This window comes from Cupriavidus taiwanensis LMG 19424 (assembly GCF_000069785.1).
Taxonomy (GTDB): Bacteria; Pseudomonadota; Gammaproteobacteria; order Burkholderiales; family Burkholderiaceae; genus Cupriavidus; species Cupriavidus taiwanensis.
On sequence record NC_010528.1, the window covers coordinates 1697816 to 1712226 of the forward strand.

Annotated in this window: 15 protein-coding genes; 6 read left to right on the forward strand and 9 right to left on the reverse strand. The window is 68.1% G+C overall.

The features are described 5' to 3' along the window. Positions 1–63: 63 nt before the first annotated feature. Positions 64–666: a hypothetical protein gene (locus RALTA_RS07730; RefSeq protein ID WP_012352878.1), complete on the forward strand. Its 603-nt coding sequence runs from the start codon at positions 64–66 to the stop codon at positions 664–666. A 65-nt stretch (positions 667–731) separates the two neighbouring features. On the opposite strand, the gene RALTA_RS07735 is transcribed toward RALTA_RS07730, so the two are convergent. The 6 genes from RALTA_RS07735 to RALTA_RS07760 all read right to left on the reverse strand — a co-directional run bounded on the left by RALTA_RS07735 (position 732) and on the right by RALTA_RS07760 (position 6230). Then, positions 732–2354: an ABC-F family ATPase gene (locus RALTA_RS07735; protein WP_012352879.1), complete on the reverse strand. Its 1623-nt coding sequence runs from the start codon at positions 2352–2354 to the stop codon at positions 732–734. Between the two features lie 191 nt (positions 2355–2545). Then, a complete protein-coding gene (gene ldcA, locus RALTA_RS07740; protein WP_012352880.1) occupies positions 2546–3502 on the reverse strand; it encodes a muramoyltetrapeptide carboxypeptidase in 957 nt (318 codons plus the stop codon). Next, entirely contained in the window at positions 3499–4083 is a 585-nt protein-coding gene (tadA, locus tag RALTA_RS07745) for a tRNA adenosine(34) deaminase TadA (RefSeq protein WP_012352881.1), read from the reverse strand. Before tadA ends, ldcA begins: the two co-directional genes overlap by 4 nt. Positions 4084–4093: 10 nt before the next feature. Then, entirely contained in the window at positions 4094–4570 is a 477-nt protein-coding gene (locus RALTA_RS07750) for a 6-pyruvoyl trahydropterin synthase family protein (protein WP_012352882.1), read from the reverse strand. Between the two features lie 132 nt (positions 4571–4702). After that, positions 4703–5338, reverse strand: coding sequence for a 7-carboxy-7-deazaguanine synthase (gene queE, locus RALTA_RS07755; RefSeq protein ID WP_012352883.1), 636 nt, complete (start codon positions 5336–5338; stop codon positions 4703–4705). Between the two features lie 385 nt (positions 5339–5723). Beyond that, positions 5724–6230: a DUF1993 domain-containing protein gene (locus RALTA_RS07760; protein WP_012352884.1), complete on the reverse strand. Its 507-nt coding sequence runs from the start codon at positions 6228–6230 to the stop codon at positions 5724–5726. A gap of 187 nt (positions 6231–6417) precedes the next feature. On the opposite strand from RALTA_RS07760, the gene RALTA_RS07765 reads away from it, so the two are divergent. After that, positions 6418–6819, forward strand: coding sequence for a hypothetical protein (locus tag RALTA_RS07765; RefSeq protein ID WP_012352885.1), 402 nt, complete (start codon positions 6418–6420; stop codon positions 6817–6819). A gap of 9 nt (positions 6820–6828) precedes the next feature. Here the strand turns inward: RALTA_RS07765 and RALTA_RS07770 are convergent, their stop codons facing one another. Continuing rightward, positions 6829–7458: a DUF2239 family protein gene (locus RALTA_RS07770; RefSeq protein ID WP_012352886.1), complete on the reverse strand. Its 630-nt coding sequence runs from the start codon at positions 7456–7458 to the stop codon at positions 6829–6831. Between the two features lie 183 nt (positions 7459–7641). On the opposite strand from RALTA_RS07770, the gene RALTA_RS07775 reads away from it, so the two are divergent. Both RALTA_RS07775 and RALTA_RS07780 read left to right on the forward strand, forming a co-directional pair. Then, a complete protein-coding gene (locus RALTA_RS07775) occupies positions 7642–9171 on the forward strand; it encodes an FAD-dependent oxidoreductase (RefSeq protein WP_012352887.1) in 1530 nt (509 codons plus the stop codon). Between the two features lie 73 nt (positions 9172–9244). Continuing rightward, positions 9245–9685, forward strand: a complete 441-nt coding sequence (locus RALTA_RS07780; RefSeq protein ID WP_012352888.1) for a DUF2231 domain-containing protein — start codon at positions 9245–9247, stop codon at positions 9683–9685. An 11-nt stretch (positions 9686–9696) separates the two neighbouring features. Here RALTA_RS07780 and RALTA_RS07785 read toward each other — a convergent pair whose 3' ends face one another. Both RALTA_RS07785 and RALTA_RS07790 read right to left on the reverse strand, forming a co-directional pair. Continuing rightward, positions 9697–11007, reverse strand: a complete 1311-nt coding sequence (locus RALTA_RS07785) for an NAD(P)/FAD-dependent oxidoreductase (protein ID WP_012352889.1) — start codon at positions 11005–11007, stop codon at positions 9697–9699. Between the two features lie 32 nt (positions 11008–11039). Further along, positions 11040–12464, reverse strand: coding sequence for a homospermidine synthase (locus RALTA_RS07790; protein WP_012352890.1), 1425 nt, complete (start codon positions 12462–12464; stop codon positions 11040–11042). 252 nt (positions 12465–12716) lie between these two features. On the opposite strand from RALTA_RS07790, the gene RALTA_RS07795 reads away from it, so the two are divergent. Continuing rightward, positions 12717–13199: a hypothetical protein gene (locus RALTA_RS07795; protein WP_242405223.1), complete on the forward strand. Its 483-nt coding sequence runs from the start codon at positions 12717–12719 to the stop codon at positions 13197–13199. Between the two features lie 405 nt (positions 13200–13604). Beyond that, entirely contained in the window at positions 13605–14294 is a 690-nt protein-coding gene (locus RALTA_RS07800) for a VTT domain-containing protein (RefSeq protein WP_012352892.1), read from the forward strand. The last annotated feature ends 117 nt before the right edge of the window (positions 14295–14411 follow it).

The window sequence follows — 14411 nt, forward strand, 5'->3', positions numbered from 1 at the left end:
AGGGGTCACGGGCGGGATACCCGCCACGGCGCGCGCACATAACAATGACAAAGGGGGCGAGGCATGGTCGATCCGATCTACCGCAAGACGGATGCGGGGCACGACGAAATCCGCAGCCGCGCGCGCAAGCTGGACCACAAGCTGCGCGCGCTGTTGCTGATGGTCAACGGCGAGCGCCGCGAGCAGGCATTGCTGGCGCAGGTTGCGGGCATGGGGCTGGGACCGGAGGCCATGGCCGCGCTGCTGGCGCAGGGGCTGGTCGAAGCCGTCGCCGAGCCGGCAGCGCCGCCCGCGGCCCCGCCGCAGGAACCGGTGCGTGGCGGAACGCCGGCTGCCGATACCAACCTGTTCTCGGTCTACGCGATGCGCCATGCGCCGCTGGCCGAGGTAGCGGCGCCGCCACACGCCAGTGCGGCCACAGCCCACTCTCCCGCCGAGGTCCAGGCGTACCAGCGCCTTTACCATTTCTATACCGACGTGATCGGGCAGCATCTCGGCCTGCGCGGCTACATGCTGCAGGTGAAGGTGGAGAAGGCTTCCGACCTGCCCGCGCTGATGGCGCTGCGCGAACCGCTGCACGCCGCCCTGCTCAAGGCCCGTGGCGACCTGACGGCACGCGCCATCATGGCGCAGCTGGACCAGGTCCGCGACGGCAGCGCCGCCTGACACGCCAGGCGAACAGCAAAAAGGCCGCCCGGAGGCGGCCTTCAGCATGCAGCGGGGTGCGGCGCTCAGCCGTCGATGCCCTGCGACTGCAGGTACTCGTCGTACGTGCCGAGGTAGTCGGTCAGCGTGCCGTCGGTGCGCACTTCGATAATGCGCGTGGCCAGGCCGCTGACGAACTCGCGGTCGTGCGAGACGAAGATCAGCGTGCCCTGGAACTTGTCCAGCGCGATCTGCATCGACTCGATCGATTCCATGTCCATGTGGTTGGTCGGCTCGTCCAGCGCCAGCACGTTATGGCGGCCCAGCATCAGCTTGCCCCAGATCATGCGGCCCTTCTCGCCGCCGGACAGGACCTTGACGTTCTTCTTGATGTCGTCGGCCGAGAACAGCAGGCGGCCCAGCGTGCCGCGCAGCGAGGTCTCGTCATCGCCGGCCTGCGTCCACTGGCTCATCCAGTCCATCACGTCGCGGTCTTCCGGGAACTCCTCGTAGGTGTCCTGCGGCATGTAGCCGACGTTGGCGTTCTCGGCCCACTTGACCGTGCCGCGGTCCACCTCGACGCCGCGCTGCACGCCGGTCTGCACCGCGCCGTTGAGCAGGCTGCGCAGCAGCGTGGTTTTGCCCGCGCCGTTTTCGCCGATGATGGCCACGCGCTCGCCGGCCTGGATCGCCAGCGACAGGTTGTCGATGATCTTGCGGTCGTAGCTCTTGGTAATGCCCTCGACCTCCACCGCCAGGTTGTGCAGCTTCTTCTCGAACTCGAAGCGGATGAACGGGTTCTGGCGCGACGATGGCTTGATGTCCTCGACCTTGATCTTCTCGATCTGCTTGGCGCGCGAGGTGGCCTGGCGCGCCTTGGACTTGTTGGCCGAGAAGCGGCGCACGAAGTCCTGCAGCTCGCTGATGCGCTCCTTGGCGCGCGCGTTGGCGGCCATCTGGCGTTCGCGGGCCTGCATTGACGCTTCCATGTACTCGTCGTAGTTGCCCGGGTAGACCTTCAGCGTGCCGTAGTCCATGTCGGCCATGTGGGTGCAGACCGAGTTCAGGAAGTGGCGATCGTGGGAGATGATGATCATGGTGGAGTTGCGCTCGTTGAGCACGGTCTCCAGCCAGCGGATCGTGTTGATGTCCAGGTTGTTGGTCGGCTCGTCCAGCAGCAGCACGTCCGGGTTCGAGAACAGGGCCTGCGCCAGCAGCACGCGCAGCTTCCAGCCCGGCGCCACGTCGCTCATCGGGCCCTGGTGCTGCGCGGTGGGGATGCCCACGCCCAGCAGCAGCTCGCCGGCGCGCGCCTCGGCGGTGTAGCCGTCGTATTCGGCGTACTTGGCCTCGAGCTCGGCGGCCTTCATGTAGTCTTCGTCGGTCGCTTCCGGGTTGGCGTAGATGGCGTCGCGCTCCTGCGCGGCGGCCCACATCTCGGTGTGGCCCATCATCACCACATCCAGCACGCGCATGTCTTCATAGGCGAACTGGTCCTGGCGCAGCTTGCCCAGGCGGATGCCCGGCTCCAGCATGACGTTGCCCGACGACGGCTCGAGGTCGCCGCCCAGGATCTTCATGAAGGTGGACTTGCCGCAGCCGTTCGCGCCGATCAGGCCGTAGCGGTTCCCTTCGCCGAACTTGACCGAGATATTCTCGAACAACGGCTTGGGGCCGAACTGCATGGTGATGTTTGCGGTAGAAAGCACGTCTGGAACCTTGTCTGGAGAGGGTGGCGCCGCGGCGCGGGCCGGAAGCATTCCGGCGGCCATGGATGGCGCTGCGGCACGGGCCACGCCCGGTTCATGCGAGAACCCGGCAGGAAGTCACGAAATAACCGCACATTCTATCATCCGGACGCATTCCTTGCGACCGGCACGCGCGGCGGCGGCAGGAAGATTCAGGCCAGCGGCGGCAGCACCGGATAGCCCGAGAACGCCATGCTGAAGCCATCGGCACGTGCCGACAGACGCACCTGCGCACCGACCGGCAGCGTCAGCTTGCGGGCGCAATGCCCGAACGGCAATCCGGTCAGCACCGGCACCGGCAGCTGCTCGCGCAGGTAGGCGACCACGGCGTCCATGTCGTAGCCGTTGTCGTAGTCGGTGACGCGGTAATTGGAGAAATCGCCCAGCACGATGGCCCGCTGGGCACCCAGCACGCCGGCCTGCTGCAGCTGGACCAGCATGCGCTCGACCCGGTACGGCGGCTCGTTGATGTCTTCCAGGAACAGCACCCCGCCCTGCACCTGGGGCATGAACGGCGTGCCCAGCAGGCTGCACAACATGGCCAGGTTGCCGCCCCACAGCGTGCCTTCGATGCTGCCGGAGAACGGCTGGCCGCCCGGCTGCGGCGCGGCGATGTCGACGCGGTAGGCCGGGTCGCGCAGGATGCCTTCGAAGTGCTCCCACATATAGGCGTCGACAGGCTCGGCGCCAAAGTCGGCCAGCAGCATCGGCCCGGCAAAGGTGACGCCGCCCGTGGCCGCCAGATAGGCCAGCTGGAACGCGGTGAAGTCGCTGTGGCCGACGATGGGCGTGCCGCTGGCACGCGCCTGCGCGGCAATGCGGGCAAAGTCGACCTGCGCCAGCAGGCGCGCGATGCCATACCCGCCGCGCACCGCCAGCGTCAGCTCATGCGGCACGCCGGTGCCGATGGCGTGCAGGTCGGCCAGCCGCTCGGCGTCAGTGCCGCCGAAGCGCAGGTAGCGCCGCGCCAGCACGTCCGGGTTGGTCATGTGGTAGCCGTGGTGCTTGAGCCAGGCGCAGCCCCGCGCAGCGGTGGCGACATCGTGCGGGTACCCGGACGAGGCAATCAGTCGGACTTCGGTATGCGGCCTGCTGTTCGGCGTGCTCATGCTTCAGTGTCGTGGTTCGGGTCGGGTGCCGCGGCGGGCGCCGGCTGGCGCGCTGCCTTCTGCGCGCGGCGCCGGGCGCCGAAGAAGTCCTTCAGCATCTGGCCGCATGGGTCGGCTAGCACGCCGCCGGCGATGGTGGTCTGGTGGTTGAGTTGCGCCTGCTCGAACAGGTTGACCACGCTGCCGGCGGCGCCGGTCTTGGGGTCGCTGGCCCCGAACACCACATGCCGCAGCCGCGCGTGCAGGATCGCGCCGCTGCACATGGCGCACGGCTCCAGCGTCACGTACAGCTCGCACTCGGGCATGCGGTAGTTGCCGATCACCTGCGCGGCGGCGCGCAGGGCCTGCATTTCGGCGTGCGCCGACGGGTCGACCGAGCGAATCGGCAGGTTGTGGCCGCGCGCGATGATGGTGTCGTTCCAGACCACCACGGCGCCCACCGGCACTTCGCCCGCGGCTTCGGCCAGGCGGGCCTCTTCGAGCGCGGCGCGCATATAGCGCGCGTCGCGCTCCGCGGCCTGCGCCGGATCGTCCGGCAGTGCGCGCGGCGCGCGCAACGGCAGTGGCGGCGGCTGGGTCATCGTCGCCCGCTCAGTCCTGCGCGGGCAGCACCGCCGGTGCGCTGACCTCGGCCCAGCAATTGGGCGTTTCGAACAGCACCAGCCGGGTCAGTTGCAGGTGGTGGCCGAAGCAGTCCTTGAACACCGGCGCCAGGATATCGAAAGCCACCTGGGCCAGGTTCTCGACCGTGGGGATCGCGTCGAGCACCACGGTCTTGTGCCCTTCCATCGATTGCAGGAAGTTCAGCAGCGCGGTGTCGCCGCGGTAGATCAGGAAGGCGTGGTCCCACTTGCTCACCAGGTGCTCGTTGGCAAGCGCCTTGATATCGCCGAAATCCAGGATCATGCCGTCATCCGAGGCGCCCTCGCGGTGGAGGACCTCGCCCGACAGCGTCAGGTCCAGCCGGTAGCGGTGCCCGTGGATATTGCGGCACTGTCCGCAGTGGTTGGGAATGCGGTGGCCGGAGTCGAACTCCAGCCGGCGGGTGATGGAAACTTGTTTGCTCATGTGTACCGGCGCCGGTGCCGGCCGCCTGCGTTGAAGCGGACGCCGCGCGTGCGCCCGAAGCCTCTATTGTGGACTGAATTTACTGCGCGATGCTGGCCGGTTCGCTCACGGGCGCGCCGCCGGCCCGGCCGCTCAGCGGATGCCCAGCAGCTTGTGCGTTTGCAGCGACAGCCGCCAGCGCGGGTGGCGCTGGCAGAACGCCACCGCGGCGGCCGTATTTTCGCGCGCCAGCGGACCGTCCATGGCCTGCACCAGGAAATGGCGGAAATCAAGCTTCTCGTATGCGGCAAAGTCCTGCCCGTCCTGCGGGATCACCACCTTGAGCTCGTCGCCGCGCGTCACCACCAGTTCCGAGCCCATCTTCGGGCTGACGCAAACCCAGTCGATGCCGGGCGGCACGGCAATCGTGCCGTTGGTCTCGATCGCGATCTCGAAGCCATGCGCATGCAGCGCCTCGATCAGCGGCGCGTCGAGCTGCAGCAGGGGCTCGCCACCGGTACAGACCACCAGCGGCTTGCCGCCGGCACCCTGCGGCCACTCCGACGCAACCACCGCCGCCAGTTCCGCGGCGGTGCGGTACTTGCCGCCGCGCGTGCCATCGGTGCCGACGAAATCCGTATCGCAGAACTGGCACACCGCGCTGGCGCGGTCTTCCTCTCGGCCGCTCCACAGGTTGCAGCCGGCAAAGCGGCAGAACACCGCGGCGCGGCCGGCGTTGGCGCCTTCGCCCTGCAGCGTATAGAAGATTTCCTTGACGGCGTAAGTCATGCGTGGGGTCTCTCTCGGACCGTAAACAGCGGTTCGCAGCGGTTCGGCAGCGTCTTGCTGGCCGGGGTTCAGTAAAGGATGGGCAGGGCCGGAGCCGGACCTCGCGCCGCGTGGTCGCATTGGCGCGTGGTCGCGCACTCGATGTGGACCGGACGTATCGATCGGGGCGGCTGTGCTGGCAGCGCGTGGGCTGCCGGGTGGGGCTGTCCTGGCCTGTCGCAGGCTGCGCCCGGCACGGGGCCGGACGTGCCGCAAGTATACCAGAGGCCCCAGGACTTCCGCTTGGCCGCCCTTGGGCCAGCCGGCTACCAGAGCGCCGGGCACGACCGGGAAAGGTGATGCGCAGCGCTCGCGCCGGGCCCGTGCCGGCCCGGCGCCCGCGCGCCTACTTCAACCCGAGATAGTCGCGCTTGCCGATCTGCACGCCCTTGTGGCGCAGGATGTCGTAGGCAGTGGTCACGTGGAAGTAGAAATTGGGCAAGGCAAAGCCGAGCAGGTAGGACTTGCCGTCGAAGCGCAGCGGCCCCTGGGGCAGCTTCAGCTCGACCACGCGCTGTTCGCTGCCTTCCAGCTGCGCCGGCGTGATCTGCTCCAGGAACACGATGGTGCGGCCGATGCGGTCCTGCAATTCGGCGAAGGTGGTTTCGGTGTCGGCAAACGACGGCACCTCGATCCCGGCCAGCCGCGCCGCGCAGCCCTTGGCGGCGTCGCTGGCACGCTGCACCTGCGCCGGCAGCGGGTCCATGTCGGCAATCAGGCGGGTCTGGATCAGGTCGGCAGGGTCCATCCCCTGCGCCTGTGCGTGCGCCGCGCCCTTGGCGAGGATCGCGTCAAGATTGCCCAGCGCGCGGATAAACGGAGGGATCGAAACGTCGTACATCGAAAGTGCCATGGAGCGTCTCCTGTGCAGGGGTCGGGTTTCTTGTATCGCTGGCCCGGGCATGTGCCCCGGACCGCAGCCGCGAGCATAGACCGGATTGGCCATCGCTGCCGGATCCTGCGCCAGTAGCCGGCAACCTGATTTAACATATCCGGCCATCGTCCCCCGCAACCCTGCCGCCCCGCTGCCAGCGTCCGCCATGAACGCGCCGTTCCCTCTCCGCACGGAATGCCCGCCCGGTGCCTGCATCTGCGGGCGCGAAGCGCTGCTGAGCGACCCGCATGCCGACTTGCGCGTGCTGCGCCTGACGCGCGCCGAGGAAAAACGGCTGGTCGAACGGCTCGAAAACCTGACCAGCCTGGCCGAGCTGCAACGCATGGAGGGCCTGATGCAGGCGCAGCTGGGCATCGTGCTGAGCATTACGCCCAGCGCGCGCGGCGTGCGTACCGTGCGCGGCATCAGCATCCAGGTGCTGGAGCAACCGGGGCTGTGCCGCAAGATCCGCCAGTCGATTCCGTCCGCGATCCGCCGCAGCATGGAGGCGCATCCCGAGATCGCCTACGCGATCGTGGATGCGCACGACCTGCTCGGCGGGACTTGAGCGCGCCGCTCAGGCGTTGCTGTCCGCCAGCCGCAGCGCGTGCTCGCGCACATCCGCCGGCCATGCCGCGATCTGCCGGGCGAAACCCGCCAGATCGCTGGCGAACAAGGCCCGGCTCGCCTCCTCGAAACCGGGCAGGTCGCCGGCAATCGCCACCATGAAGTGATAGGCGCGCTCGCTGGCCGCGCGGCTGCGGTCCCTGCCGGCAGTGTCGCGGCGCGCCTGCTCGACCAGCTTGCGCAACGCCACCGACGCGCCGCCGGGCTGCGTGGCCAGCCAATCCCAGTGGCGCGGCAGCAGCGTCACCTCGCGCGCTACCACGCCGAGCTTTGGCCGGCCACGGCCGCGCGGCTCGGCCGCTTCGATGCCCTCGCCGACCTCGCCGCTCCCGCCTGACGCCAGTTGCGGCGCCGCCAGCTGCGCCGCGCGCGCGGCCGAACGCGCCACCACTTCGGCTTCGGTACCGCTGGTGTCCAGGTCGATCGAGCGGCCGGTGCTGTCGTCGAACACCAGCACGGGCCCGGCCGCGCCGGCCTGCAGCGCCCGCCTGAGCGCGAGCGCATTCTCCGGCAGCGGGCCGGAGGCAATGCGACGGTGGCCGTCGAAGGTGGTGAAGTGGTGAGGCGTTGGCCCGGTCATGGCAAGTCCGCGAAAGAGGAAAAGGAACATGTCCAAATATTACCCGGATAAAATAAGAAGTCAATATTACCCGGGTAAATTATGGCCACGTGGCCGCCGGCCTGTAGGACCGCGCCCGATACCTGCGCCCGCATCGCTGACCTATCACTGAAACGTAGGCAGAACAAGCGGAGGTCAGGCGGCATGACGACTTCATACTGGGCAGCCGGCACCGCCCTGACCAGCCCGCCCCTTGACGGCGACGCGGAGTGCGACGCATGCGTGATCGGCGCGGGGATCGCGGGACTGTCGGTCGCCTATGAACTGGCCGCGGCCGGGCTGGCCGTGATCGTGATCGATGCGCAGGGACCCGGCGCAGGCGAGACCGGCAGGACCACCGCGCACCTGATGACGGCCTTCGACGATTATTTCTCCTATGTCGAACGCCACCTCGGACACCAGGCGGCACGGCAGGTGGCGCGCAGCCACGCGGCGGCGGTGTCGCGGATGGAAGCGATCTGCGCCGCCGAGTCCATCGCTTGCGACTTCCGGCGCGTCGACGGCTACCTCTTTGCCGAATCGTCCGATGGCGAGGACCTGCTCGCCAGGGAACTGGAAGCCGCGCACCGCGCCGGGCTCGAAGACGTCGAACGGGCCAGCGACGTGCCGACCGGCAAGGTGCTGCTGCGCTCGGCACTGCGTTTTCCGCGCCAGGGGCAACTCCATCCGCTGAAGTACCTGGGCGGCCTGGTCGACGCGATCCAGCGCCGGGGCGGCAAGGTATATGGCAAGACCCGGGCCATGGAAGTCAGCGATGGCCACCCCGCGACCGTGGACACGGCCAGCGGCGCGCGCATCCGGGCCGGCAGCGTCGTCGTCGCCACCAACACGCCGTTTATCGACCGCTTTGCCATTCATACCAAGCAGGCGGCGTACCGCACGTTCGTGGTCGGCATGAAAGTGCCGCGCGGCAGCATGCCGCCGAGCCAGTTCTGGGACACGCTGGAACCGTACCATTACGTGCGCATCGCCGGCGACTTCGATCCCGACTACCAGTTGCTGATCAGCGGCGGCGAGGACCACAAGGTCGGCCAGGCCGACGATGCCGGACAGCGCTTCGCCAGGCTGGCCGACTGGACCCGCCAGCGCTTCCCGGTAGTCGACGCACCCGTGTTCGCGTGGTCGGGCCAGGTGATGGAGCCGGTCGACGGGGTCGCCTTTATCGGCCGCAACCCAGGTGATGCCAACGTCTACGTCGTGACCGGCGATTCCGGCAACGGCATGACCCACGGCGCGATCGCCGGCATGCTGATCCGCGACCAGATCACGGACCGCACCAATGACTGGGCCGAACTTTACGATCCGTCCCGCAAGTCGTTGACGGCCGTGGTCGAGTACGCGCGCGAGAACGCCAATGTGGTGGTCCAGTACGCCGACTGGCTCGGCAAGGACGACGGCGTCGCGCTCGATGCCATCGCCCCGGGCGCAGGGCATGTGGTCAGGGCCGGCGGCCGCCACGTGGCCGCGTTCCGCGATGCGGATGACGGCCTGCACACCTTCGACGCCACCTGCCCGCACCTGAAATGCCTGGTCCAGTGGAACAGCCTGGAGCAATCCTTCGATTGTCCATGCCATGGCTCGCGCTTCGGCGTCGATGGCTCGGTGCTGCATGGTCCGGCGAAAGGTGGGCTGGAACCCGTCGATGTGACACGGGACGACCAGCGCCATCATTGAACGGGGAGGCACGCCGCGCCGGCGCGGCGAACCGTAAGGGCCCTTGCGCGCCCTGAACGTCAGAGGAGTCGCCATGCTTACCCCCGCCAGCATTGCCAAGCACCCGATCCATCCGATGCTGATCACCATCCCCATCGGCTTGTGGATCTTTTCCTTTGCCTGCGACCTGATCCGCTATTTCGGCGGCGACAGTCCCAACTGGCCGGTGGTGGCACTCTATGCCATGGTCGGCGGCATCATCGGCGCGTTGCTCGCAGCCCTGCCCGGTCTGATCGACCTGCTGTCGCTGCCGAGCGGCATCCGCCGCATTGCGCTGCTGCACATGGGCATCAACCTGACGGTGGTCGTGCTCTATGTAATCAACGCCTGGTGGCGCATGCGCGGGGCCGGAGCGGGCGCCATCGTGCTGTCGGCGATCGCCATCGGCCTGCTGGTGGTATCCGGCTGGCTGGGCGGGAAAATGGTGCATGTCCATGGCGTGGGCGTGCAAACGCCGCCGGCACCGGTGCGGTAACCAGCCGCGCCCTACAGCAGGTCGCGCAGCTTGTAGTACCACATCCCCAGCACCAGCGCGGGAGTCCGGAACAGCGCGCCGCCCGGGAAGCGATGATGCCGGATGCGGGTAAAGACATCGAACCGCGAGGCATCGCCGCTCATCGCTTCGGCAATCAGTTTGCCCGCCATGCCGGCAAACGACAGCCCGTGGCCGGAGAAACCCTGCGCATAGTAGAGGTTGGTGCCGATGCGGCCCAGGTCGGGCGCCCGGTTCATGGTGATATCGACAAAGCCGCCCCAGGAATAGTCGATATTCAGGTCCGCCGTCTGCGGAAAGACCTGCAGCATGCGTGCGCGGATGCGCTGCACCAGGTTCCCGGGCGGGCGCGCGCTGAAGGTCTCGCCGGCGCCGAACAGCAAGCGGTTGTCGGCACTGAGACGGAAATAGTCGACGATCAGGTTGTTGTCGGATACCGCGACCCGGCTCGGCATCAGCGCGCTGGCCCGCTGCGCGTCCATCGGCTCGGTCGCGATCATGTATGTCCCCACCGGCATGATGCGTGCCGCGATTTCCGGCGCGAGATGGTCACCGAACTCGCCCAGGTAGACGTTGCCCGCCAGCACCACCTGCCTGCATCGCACTTCGCCCTCCGCCGTCTTCACCACCGGCCCGTTGTCGCGCTCGACGCGATAGGCGGCCGAATTCTCGAACACCTCGACCCCCTGCCGCCGCGCCGCGTCGCCCAGCCCCAGGCAGTATTTGAGCGGATGCAGGTGGCCCGAGTGCGGGTCATACGCGCCGGCGACGAAGCGGTCGCTGGCGACATGGCGGCCAAGCTGCGCGCGCTCGACCCATTCGAGCGGATAGTCGTAGCGTTCGCGCATATGGCGCACCCAGCGGCGCAGGCCCTCGACCTTGTGCGGCCTTGGCGCCAGCGTCATGTAGCCGCGCACGTGATCGCAAGAGATGCCGTAGGTGGCGATGCGCTGCTCCAGCAGGCGTATGCCTTCGACCGACGCATCCCACGCGGCCTGCGCCACCTCGGCCGGGCACTGGCGCTCGATCGCGCCCTCGCCTTCCGAGCCGAAGCCGACGATGGCCTGGCCGCCATTGCGTCCGGAAGCGCCCCAGCCGATCCGCTGCGCCTCGAGCAGCGCGACGTGAAAGCCGCGCGCGGCCAGTTCCAGTGCGCACGACAGCCCGGCATAGCCACCGCCCACCACGCACACCTCCGCGTCCATGCGGCCATGCAGCGGCTGGCTCGGCGCCGGCCGGTGGACGCTCGCCTCGTAGTACGAGTTCTCGATAACGCCCAGTTCCTTTAGCAGCAGCCCCGACATTGTCTTCGGCTCCGGTTGCGGCAGGCCGGCGCCTAGGTCACGCGCACGTTGAGAAACTGCCAGGGGTCTTCGTCGCGTGCCGGCGGATACAGCTGCGAGTGCTGCGCCAGCGGGGTCCAGTCGCCATAGACGCCGACCAGTTCGCCCAGGTAGGGCCGCGCGACGCGCAGCACGGTTTCGTAATCCAGGTCATCGGGCTCGACCACGCCCGCGCGCGGGTTGTCCAGCGCCCAGACCACGCCACCGAGGATGCCGGCGACCACCTGCAGGCTGGTGGCGGTGTTGTGCTCCACCAGTTGCCGGGCCTGGTCGATGGTCAGCCGGGAGCCGTACCAGTAGACGCCGCGCGCATTGCCCATCAGCAGCACTCCCAGTTCGTCCATGCCGGCGACGATGTCGTCGCGCAGGATGCGCTGGTGGTCCTGCTTGCGGCCGCTGCCCATCAGTTCGTCGATCGACAACAGCGCGTCGTCGCACGGACGATAGGCATAGTGCACCGTCGGCCGGTAGACGACTTCGCCGCTGTCGCGCAGGGTCAGGTGATCGGCAATCGAAATCGACTCGCCGTCCGTGATCAGGAAACCGTGGTAAGGGCCGCCCAGCGGCGTCCAGCTGCGCACGCGCGTGCCGAATCCCGGACGCGTCAGGTAGACCGCCGCATCCGAGCCGAAACCATGCCGGCGCGCGTCCGCGGGCCAGTGCCGTTCATGCGTGCCCCAGCCCAGTTCCGCCGGCTGCATCCCTTCCTCGATAAAGGCGTCGACCGACCACGTATTGATGAATTCGTTGGGGGCCTTGCGCCGGTCGCCGATTTGCGTGTCCTGCTCGGCGATGTGGATGGTGCGGATATCCAGCTGGCGCGCCAGCGCTGCCCAGTCCTCGAAACTTGCCGGGCGCTCATGCTCGACGTCGTTGTCCGCCGCGATATTGACCAGCGCCTGCTTGACCAGCGCCGACACCAGGCCCGGGTTGGCGCCCTGCGTCAGGATCGCGGTGGGCCCGTCGCGCTTGTCGAGGCGGAACGCCAGCACGCCTTCGCGCAAGGCATAGTTGCTGCGGCGTGACAGCGGCGCGGCCGGATCCGTGGCCGCGCCCGCCCATGGCTCGATCGAGGTATCCAGGTACAGCACGCCGTGCTCCCAGCAATAGCGCACCAGCGCCTCGCTGGAAACATTGACCGACAGGTTCAGCAGGAAGTCTCCCTCGCCGACAAGTTCCTGCAGCACCTGCTTGTGGTTTTCCGCGGTGAGTCCCTTGGGCACGACGCGAATCCCATATTCCTGTGCCACGGCGGTGTCGTTGGACGGCGGGCATACCACGGTGATCTGCGCGGGAGTGATGTCGAGATGGCGCAGCAGCACAGGCACTACGGATCGGGCGATGCTGCCGAAACCAACGATCACCATGCGGCCGCGCAGTCCGCCGAATTTCTTGAACGTGGTTGCCGGGCTGTCCATCGCGGGCTCCAGGGATACCGCCGCTGCGGAGATGACTTCTGTTTCTCTTAAGCAATCCGTATGCCTGTGCCCGGGATTGGCGCCATGCGTAACGATATACCGCGGTCCACGACCGCCCGCGCTGCCCGATGTGGCCTCAGGTAACTATTGCCGGCGCGCACCGGCAAACCTTGCAACCGTGTGCGCGCCGGCATGCGCGCCAGGGTGGAACGCCCCTTGCGGCTGCGGTGCTTCCAACTCAAGGAGACGATGATGAAAGCACGCACATGGATGATGGCCTGGCTTGCCTGTACGGCACTGGCGAGTGGTGGGGTCCTGGCGCAGAGCGGCGGGGGCGGCGCTGGCGGCGCTGGCGGCGCGGGCGGTGGTTCGGGCGGCAGCTCGGGCGGCGGCAGCGCCGGCACGGGCCCGTCGGGCAGCACCGGGACGCCAGGCAGCCCGGGCACGCCCGGAACCGGCACCAGCATGACCGATGGCGGCGGCAAGAGCGCCAGCGGCGACAAGCAAGGCAGCTCGCGCTCGTCGGCCGGCAAGCGGCATGGCACGGATGCCGGGGCCGGCCGCGCGGCCGGGGCGTCGGGCGTGGCAGCGCCATCGGGCGCGACCGGTTCGCCATCGGTCAGCGGCTCGGGCACGACGCGCGGCGGCGGACTGGACGCGCCCAGCACGGGCACGGGCGGTACCGGTACGACCGGGCCATCGGGGGGCGCGCCCGGAACCGGCATGGGGCGCTGAGCAGACGCCAGCGCGCGCCAAGGCGATGCGATGGCGGTGTCAGCGCGCCTAGAACGGCGCCGCTAACGTCAGCCGCACGCCCTGCTGCAGCCCGCCCATGCCGAACATCAGGTTGTCGTGGCAGCGCCGGCGGCTCGGATTCCGGACGGAGCACGACAACGGCATCTATCGGCTGATGGCCTGGAACGTTACGTGCCGGTCCATCGATGATCACCCAGTGCGGGCCTGAGTTAAACGCTGCTTACTCCCAGCCGAGCCGGCACCTGCCTTGCCCCGTCGCCCTGCAGCAGCGTGCGCGCGACGCGGGGTCATCGTCCACCGGGACCAGCGCTCGATACTCGTGCAGAACTTTGCCCCCGGCCCCGTGTTCTAAATTTTCATATGCTGAGCAAATTGCCTGCCACATTGTCTGGGAAGCGGCACGCCGTCCGGCGCGGCATCTGGTTCTGGCTTGCGGTCGCGACCGTCGCCGTGCTGGTCGTCGCGGTCGCGATGTCGCCGGCCTTCAAGGGCCTGGTCGGACAGGCGGTCGACTGGGCGCGTGAAATCATGGCGCAGCACCCCGTAGCGGGGGCGCTGGTCTTCTTCGTGGGGTCGGCCGTTTCCGCGATGCTCGCGTTTGCCTCGAGCGTGGTGCTGGTGCCGGTGGCCAGCGAGGCATGGGGCAAGCCGCTGACGATGCTGCTGCTTTGGGGCGGCTGGCTGCTGGGCGCCGGCGCCGCATTCGGCATCGGGCGGCTGGCCGGTCCGCTGCTCGCCCGTACCGGCTACGCGGACAAGCTGGAGAAGTACCGCGGCTATGTGTCGAAGCGGATGAAGTTCTGGGCGGTACTGCTGTTCTGCATCGCGGTGCCTTCGGAAATTCCCGGCTATCTGTTCGGCACCATGCATTACCCTTTCCTGAAATTCCTGGCGGCAATGGCCATCGCCGAAGCGGGCTATGCGTTCGGCATCGTTGTTGCCGGCGATAGCCTGGCCATCGACCAGCCCCTGCACTTCCTGGTGGCCGCTGGTGTCCTCGCCGCGGTGGCAGTCGCCGCGGGTTTGGCGATGCGCGCGAGGGAGCGCAAGTCGCGTGGCCTGCCGCATCGCTGAAGCGAGTGGTCGGCGGTTGCCCGCACGCGGCCGCAGCACCCCGGAAGTTTCACAGGTTTTACCCGATAATCTGCAAATACAGGAAATATCCTGTTTCCTGGGATTACAGGCTTAAGC